This is a genomic window from Bradyrhizobium sp. KZN70725 (assembly GCF_055264925.1).
Genome location: NZ_JBUYWT010000079.1, coordinates 20,807 through 28,386, shown reverse-complemented (window position 1 = coordinate 28,386; position 7,580 = coordinate 20,807). Strand labels below are relative to the sequence as shown.

5 protein-coding genes and 1 pseudogene are annotated in these 7,580 nt (G+C 57.1%); 5 read left to right on the top strand and 1 reads right to left on the bottom strand.

What is annotated here, in order from left to right:
* Together ACZBJS_RS38505 and ACZBJS_RS38500 are read left to right on the top strand one after the other, a co-directional pair.
* A pseudogene (locus ACZBJS_RS38505) lies at positions 1 to 187 on the top strand (IS5/IS1182 family transposase); the annotation flags it as partial.
* A 785-nt stretch (positions 188 to 972) separates the two neighbouring features.
* Positions 973 to 1,158 carry a hypothetical protein gene (locus tag ACZBJS_RS38500; protein WP_076829490.1) on the top strand — a complete coding sequence of 62 codons (186 nt, stop codon included), beginning with the start codon at positions 973 to 975 and terminating at the stop codon, positions 1,156 to 1,158.
* Positions 1,159 to 1,836: 678 nt separating this feature from the next.
* On the opposite strand, the gene ACZBJS_RS38495 is transcribed toward ACZBJS_RS38500, so the two are convergent.
* Positions 1,837 to 2,370 carry a MarR family winged helix-turn-helix transcriptional regulator gene (locus ACZBJS_RS38495; protein WP_463440027.1) on the bottom strand — a complete coding sequence of 178 codons (534 nt, stop codon included), beginning with the start codon at positions 2,368 to 2,370 and terminating at the stop codon, positions 1,837 to 1,839.
* Positions 2,371 to 2,956: 586 nt separating this feature from the next.
* Here ACZBJS_RS38495 and noeE point away from each other — a divergent pair.
* The 3 genes from noeE to cysN all read left to right on the top strand — a co-directional run bounded on the left by noeE (position 2,957) and on the right by cysN (position 7,266).
* Positions 2,957 to 4,216 carry a nodulation protein NoeE gene (gene noeE, locus ACZBJS_RS38490; RefSeq protein WP_463440026.1) on the top strand — a complete coding sequence of 420 codons (1,260 nt, stop codon included), beginning with the start codon at positions 2,957 to 2,959 and terminating at the stop codon, positions 4,214 to 4,216.
* Between the two features lie 264 nt (positions 4,217 to 4,480).
* Positions 4,481 to 5,380, top strand: coding sequence for a sulfate adenylyltransferase subunit CysD (gene cysD / locus ACZBJS_RS38485; RefSeq protein ID WP_229159832.1), 900 nt, complete (start codon positions 4,481 to 4,483; stop codon positions 5,378 to 5,380).
* A 14-nt stretch (positions 5,381 to 5,394) separates the two neighbouring features.
* Positions 5,395 to 7,266 (top strand): sulfate adenylyltransferase subunit CysN, encoded by a 1,872-nt coding sequence (cysN, locus tag ACZBJS_RS38480; RefSeq protein WP_463440025.1) that lies wholly within the window; start codon positions 5,395 to 5,397, stop codon positions 7,264 to 7,266.
* The last annotated feature ends 314 nt before the right edge of the window (positions 7,267 to 7,580 follow it).

Here is a 7,580-nt window from a genome sequence, read left to right as displayed (position 1 = left end):
CATCGGCCACGTCAAGGCCGAACACCGCATGGACCGCAACTATCTCAAGGGACGCCTCGGCGACCGCATCAACGCCGTCCTTGCCGCTGCCGGCTACAACTTCGGCCTGCTGCTGCGATGGCTGGCAGAGCTTTTGCGCGTCATCCGCACGTTCGTCGAAACCGTCCCGGCTCAAAACATCGCTTGAGCCGACTAACGCCGGTCAGCGTTGGATCGGTCAGGCTAAGCCATCTTATCGCGCCTTGGCCTAAGGCGGTCGCATTTTTCGCGGCGCAATAGCACCGATCGCGGACCATCAGGCGTCGGCTTCGTCTTTTCTCGCCAAATATGCATACATCACATCAAAAGAAAATTGGAGGAAGATCGCGCCATCAAGGCTGAAGCGGTGGCCGCTCATCTTAACGTCAGCCGAAGCCTCTCTATGAGAGATCATCGCGGGCGGTTAATCGCGGCGTTTGCCGTTCTCGGCCCGCGTCAAGAGAGGTGAAAGCTGCCTGTTCATAAGAACACACTTGTCCCTCCAACCTTGAGCCGAGACCGGACGACGGGTACGAAGAGGAGATTCGATCTGGTGTTCTCGCTAGTGCAAGGAGGCTCTGACAGTCTAGACAGCGCAGCGCGCCAAGCGTAGTAGGGCAGCCGTGGTAGAGATGCTACGATGTCTCACGGTTATCGAGCGTTGAAGCCTCCACGCCTGATACAAATCACGAACATGCCTGATTCAGAATTTGCTCAAGCTTACCATGCCCTGCTTGCTCACTTCCTTCCAGCAACATGTTAGTCTGCGGGCATAGCGTCGAATAACCAGGCGAAGCCTCTCAAGACGGCATCTGTACTAAGTTTACAATAGTCGAGGTGCCTTGTCTTCTGAAGACATATGATGGCGCGAGTTCCTATGATTGCCTCTTTTTTACGGTCGTCGCTCCGAAAAAACTATGTTACAAGCCGCTCCTCTCAAAAGGAGCATTCACTGTGAAAAAAGCAACCAAGAAACGCGTTAAGCGGCGCGAGTGGACCAAGGCAGATATCAAAGAGCTCAAAGTCCATTCGAAGGCTCGGACTCCCGTCATAAAAATTGCAAAAATGACCAAACGCAGCGTCGGTGCGTTGCGCCAGAAGGCGTTAAATCTCGGAATAGGACTCGGACATCAGCGGTAGCTTACTTGGCAGCGCTGGTAGCCGGCACATTAGGGCGGCTCGCAGGCCGCCCTTTACGGCCGTTGAAATTGTTTTGCAGGGCCTGCCAATTGCTGTGGAAAGAGCTTTTCACGGGCTTGGTTTGTCACTCTCGTGGAACGGGCTCCAGTGCTTCGTCATCTTTTAGATTAAAGGAGTACGGTCGCGAAGGCCGCTTTGCTCTTTACGATCGAGAGCGATGAGACAATCTTACGACCGGTCCTGCTTCGAATGTTTCCAGGCTGGAAATTGTTTCGACGGTCGCTCGTTCCCGTCAAGGGTTCGAAGAATGCGGCGGATCGCTGTCAAGGGCCACGATTGTTCTCGGTGACGGCGAGACGGAGCGCTCATAATAGCAAACCGGATCGCTTCAAGTCTTGACCCCCACGCCGCCGCAGTCGAAGCTCATGCTAGGCTAAAGCTTTGGCGTAAAGGGTGGCCGCGGAGCTTGTTGGTGAACTTGAGCTCCCAAGCGATAAGGCGCGCTCAGTAGCAACTGAAAAAGCGCTCGGTTGGCTTGATAGACGGCGGTGGAGCGATTACGTGCTAAACCCATCATCACCTGCACGCCTTCGGCGGTGTGAAGGGACCATAACCACCTTCGACCGCGCCGCCTCACGAAATATTCGAAGGCCGGGAGAGTCAGATGGTTAGCCAGCTTCATTTCTGACGATTGCTCGTTTTGGTCTTCCGGATGCCAGAGCGGGCCTTCTCCAAGCGGTGCCTCACTGCGGCCAGCCCGGTAATGAACTCGCTTGATCCGTCAGGGCCGAATTCGTCAAAAGCCTGCACATCCTGCGCTTCCTCTCGAGGCGTCAAACTTGCGAGATGCTTGCGCGTTTTGGCGGTCAGCGACATCTGAACTACACGCGCATCGGCTGTGGAGGGCTTGCGCCGAAGGAATCCCTTTTTCTCCAGGAGTTTTGAGTGGGTCGTGACGAAAGAAGGATCGACGTGCATCAACCGTGACACCAGGTTGACGGACACACCTTTTTCTTTGCCCAGATAGTCCACTGCCATCAGGATCATCAACTGTGGCCCAGTGATGCCAAGCACATTGGCACGGAATTTGGCGAGTTCTTCGAGGCAGGCACTGATCGATCTGATCTCCCACATGAACGGCCGGAATATCTCCTGTCCGTCAGTGGAGATACGATAAGGCGCGGTTGCTGGACTAGGTAAATCCGGCGGCATTGTGGGCCAGGGTTCCATCCTTTACAAACCTTCCATTAGCGCGGATTAGAAATCGGGACAACGCCGCAAGAGTAAGCGACTCAGATACTTGGTACAGATCGGACGGATTGTGGGACTTGCGACAGCAAGGTTGGTAGACGTGCAAAACGCTCATTATGTTGGCCGAGCAGCGGCAGGCAGTTGCGCCGGGACCGATATCGCGCGCTGAAGAACTTCTCCGGTGTACGCCGAGCATCAGTTTTCAACGGCCTGGCAAGCGGCATCGCGTCGATCGTATTTAGTATAGTCCCATGCGCCGCGGTCTTTACCCGTAAACTTCCGTATAGTTCATTCCATCCTTCCCATATACGCAGCAAATCTTCGTGCAGTTGCCTGGTCCTTGACTTGGTCTCTACTGTCGAGCAATCGGGGGCGATCGCAGCTGTCAAACGCTAGCGATCCCGCCCAATCGATTGAACTTGACGGATCTCAAATCATGAGTGGCAGGCGTAGCAGTAACGCTTGGTATGCGAGCGGCCGCCTCAACTGGCCGGCTTTATTTCGCTCAATCGAACGCGGTTCGCTTTTCAAGTATGGGGCCTGAATTATGAGTTGTGCTTCTGGCGGTTCGCCTGTGGTCTGCTTTCTCCTCGGACTTCCACGAGCCGGGACAACACTCCTGGCACACCTGCTCCAAAGCCATCCAGAGGTCATGGCTCCGCCTGAACCCTGGTTGATGTTGGCACTTGAAGCCTTCGGAAGGGTGGATCAACGCCACCCGGCAGGATCTTTGCTGATTGAGAGCGCAACCTCCGAATTCCTGGGGCGCATCGATCGGACGACTGCCAGCCGCGCTTTCGCCGATGCAGCATACGGTCAGTACCTGGCAGCAGCGGGCAAGCGGATCATCATAGACAAAACGCCACGCTACTGGGCGGCGCTCGAATTCCTTGAACGTGTCTATCCAGAAGCGCCACACATCCTTTTGATGCGCAATCCTTATGCCATCGCGGCTTCACTGAAATCCACGTGGGGTCTCCCGCTTCGAGCCGAAGGCTCCTACTCGGTCAGCGTATCTAGTCTCGCCGATCTCATGCTTCGTCTGCCCGATGCCTTAATATCTTCACTTGCCGATTTGGTTCTGGGCCTTCCGAGGCTTGCCGCGCACCGCCCGCGCCCGCGCACACAGCTGGTGCGATATGAGCTGCTCGTGACGCATCCAGACGAAGAGATTCGGCGCCTGCTAAGCGGGCTCGGCTGTGATTCCGCGGCGGCCCCATCGGCGAGCATGGGACAAGTGGATTATCTTCGATCCAGCAGCTTTGGGGATCGAAAAATCCTGGAACGAAAAGCGGTCGATCAAAGCTCTGTCAAGACATGGCAATCCCAACTAAGCATCGAAGAAATGCAAACTGTGACCGATCTGGTCGGCGCCGAGCTTTTGACAGAACTCGGATATGAGGCGGAACTGCTACATGCACAGCAAGCCGGAGTTGTGGATAGGGGACCTCATCTAACTGAACTCTATCGACAGATATTCCGAACCTGGTGGGATTTGCGAGCTGGCAAGGCGGGAGCATCGTCCGCGCCGTCTCAATCCGAGCAAGGCCACACTGCTCCGCAGCTTCCAGACAACTTTCGTTCCACGTGCGACATGTCCGTGGTGCAGGCGCAAGATCTGTCCCCTACCAGCGTTGCCGAAAATTTGCGGCTGGCCGATCCAATGAAAGCGCAGTTGCAGCAGGCACTGTTGGCGTCAGAAGCTGATCGAGCTTTAGGGTTGGATGCTATTCGGACTCGTGATGCGGCTATTGAGATTTTGCGAGGCGAGGTCGCGCGGCTTGAGCAGATCGTCAATATGGCTTAGGGTGATCTGGATGCTTGCGATCAAAACACGCTGGCTGATTTAGCCAGGATCCCCACCCCCGATGAGCTGATCTGCGCCAATACCGTGTGAGGCGGGCGCCGGCGGCATTGCGGTGGAATGCGACATGCCCAGGGCGTGTCAGTCTGCTGCCAATCGGCACCTGATCGATTGGATAGCCACGCGCACCGGCGCGCTCGCTCCGCACCCGACATTCCTCCTGGGCCGGTGCTGCAGAACCGAGAGCCTGCATCGAAAAGAACATATATGCTGCCAAAACATCTGCGCCGTCTTGAAGCTGAATCGATCGAAATTATGCGTGAGGTGGCCGCCGAGTTCAAAAGGCCGGTCATGCTTTACTCGATCGGAAAAGACTCGAGCGTGCTGCTGCACATTGCGATCAAGGCGTTTTATCCGGCAAAATTGCCTTTCCCCCTGCTTCACGTCGACACGACTTGGAAGTTCCGCGAGATGATCAGCTTCCGGGACGCGACGGCCAAGCGGCTCGGCGTCGAGCTGATCGTCCATGTGAATGAGGAGGGCATTGCGCGCGGGATCAATCCGATCGACTCCGGCTCGGCGCTTCATACCCAGGTGATGAAGACCGACGCCCTGAAGCAGGCGCTCGAACTTTACGGATTTGATGCCGCTCTTGGCGGAGCCAGGCGTGACGAGGAAAAGAGCCGCGCCAAGGAACGGATACTGTCCTTCCGTTCGGCTGGACACGTATGGGACCCCCGCAACCAGCGGCCGGAGCTCTGGAGCCTGTTCAACACGCGGATACGCCAGGGCGAAAGCATGCGCGTGTTCGCGATGTCAAACTGGACCGAGCTCGACGTATGGGAATACATCATGCTCGAAAAGCTCCCGGTCGTCCCGCTCTACTTCGCAAAGCAAAGACCGACGGTGCGCCGAAATGGCGCGACGATCATGGTGGACGACAAGCGATTGCCGCTCAACTGCGATGAGACGCCGCAAATGCGCATGATCCGCTTTCGCACGCTGGGATGTTATCCTTTGAGCGGGGCAATTGAATCCGATGCGACGACGATCGAGGACGTCGTCGCAGAAATGCAGACAGCGACGGTGTCGGAGCGTCAGGGACGCCTGATTGATACGGATGAAGCCGCTTCGATGGAGAAGAAGAAGCGGGAAGGCTACTTCTGATGACTTCCATAGCAATGTCGAAACCTGTCCACCCTGGTGCAAGGGACCAGCTGCGATTCATAACATGCGGCTCGGTGGACGACGGAAAATCGACCCTGATCGGTCGGTTGCTGCACGACAGCAAGATGATCTACCAAGATCAGCTCACGGCGATGAAACGCGACAGCATCAGGCACGGCAGCGCCGACATCGACTTCGCGCTGCTCGTGGACGGGCTCGAAGCCGAACGGGAGCAGGGCATCACGATCGACGTCGCCTATCGCTTCTTCACGACGCCGCGGCGCTCTTTCATGGTGGCTGACACTCCCGGTCACGAGCAGTACACCCGCAACATGGCAACAGGCGCCTCGAATGCGCAGCTCGCAATCATCCTGATCGATGCCCGCAAGGGCGTGTTGGTTCAGACCCGCCGCCACTCCTTCATCTGTTCGCTGCTTGGCATTCGCCACGTTGTGCTGGCAGTGAACAAGATCGACCTTGTCGCATACAGCAAGGTTGCTTTCGATCGGATCGTCGCCAGCTATCTGGCCTTTGCCGCCGGCCTTGGCTTTAGTTCGATTGTTCCGATCCCGATCTCTGCCCGCCACGGCGACAACGTCGTTGACCGGTCCGCTCATACCAAGTGGTATCATGGTCCATGCCTGATGGAGCATTTGGAGAGCATCGATATCCAGTCCGACACTGCAAGCCAGGCTTTCCGCTTTCCGGTCCAATGGGTGAACCGGCCCGACCCGGATTTTCGCGGCTACGCCGGATCGGTGGCTTCCGGCAGGATATCGGCAGGCGACGAGATCGTTGTCGCCGCATCCGGACGGACCACCCGCATCAAGCGGATCGTGACCCATGATGGCGACCTTGTCGACGCCGAAGCCGGCGATGCCGTCACCATTACGCTGGAAGACGAGATCGATATCGGCCGTGGCGATCTTCTGTCGCGGCCAACCGAACGACCCAGCGTCGCCGACCAATTCGCCGCTTATCTGATCTGGATGGACAACGAGCCGCTGGCTCCCGGACGAAATTACATCCTGCGGATTGGCTTGCAGACGGTCGCCGGCAGCATTACCGCAATCAGGCATCGGATCGATGTCAACACATGTGAGCACCTGGCTGCCGAGACGCTTTCTCTCAATGAGATCGCGTTCTGCAATGTTGCGACCACACTGCCCGCCGCATTCGATCCTTACGACGTCAACCGGAAAACCGGATCATTCATCGTCATTGATCGTTACACCAATCGTACGGTCGGCGCCGGCATGATTGCGTTTCCGCTGCGGCGGGCCACCAATGTTCCCTGGCAGGCGCTTTCGGTGGGCAGGGGTGAGCGCGCCGCGCTCAAGGATCAGAAGCCTTGCGTCGTCTGGTTCACCGGTCTGTCTGGCGCGGGAAAGTCGACGATCGCCAACATGGTTGATCAGAAGCTGCTCGCAATGTCGCGGCATGCCATGCTGCTAGATGGTGACAACCTCCGGAACGGATTGAACGCGGACCTAGGCTTCTCGAAGGCTGAGCGGGAGGAGAACATTCGGCGCGTCGGACACGTTGCCAAGTTGATGCTGGACAGCGGCTTGATCGTGATCTGCTCGTTCATCTCCCCCTACAGGTCCGAACGAGACATGGTTCGCAGCCTGATTGGCAAGGACGAGTTCATCGAAGTCTTTGTCGATACGCCAATCGAGGAATGCGCAAGGCGGGATCCAAAGGGTCTCTACTCAAAGGCAAAAGCCGGTGAGATCAAGAACTTCACAGGCATCGATGCGTCCTACGAAGCGCCAATAAGGCCGGAAATTCATCTCAGGACGATGGCGCAGGCCCCAGAGCAAGCAGCGGAAGTCGTCGTCGACGCCGTGATGGCGCGCGCGCTCCTCTGCGATGAGCGGCGATAAACCTGTCGCTTCGTCGTCGCGGATGCCGCTCACCAGCTACTGGTCTGGCGATGGCGACTCGGGTTAAGTGGGAGCATCGATCGGATTCGCCGATGCTAAAGGATTAAGATGGTTGCATCCACTCGTCGATTGCCCGCTTCCGGTTACGTGCTCGAAGTCGACGGTCAATTGAAAACCGAATTCGCGACAAGAGACGGCGCCTGGGCAGGAGCGCAAGAGCTTAAGAAGCGCCGTCCCATGCTCCAGGTCCGAGTCTATGACGCCATGACCAAGGACAGAGAGGAAGTCAGCCTTCCAGTCGCCTGAGTGTTTCA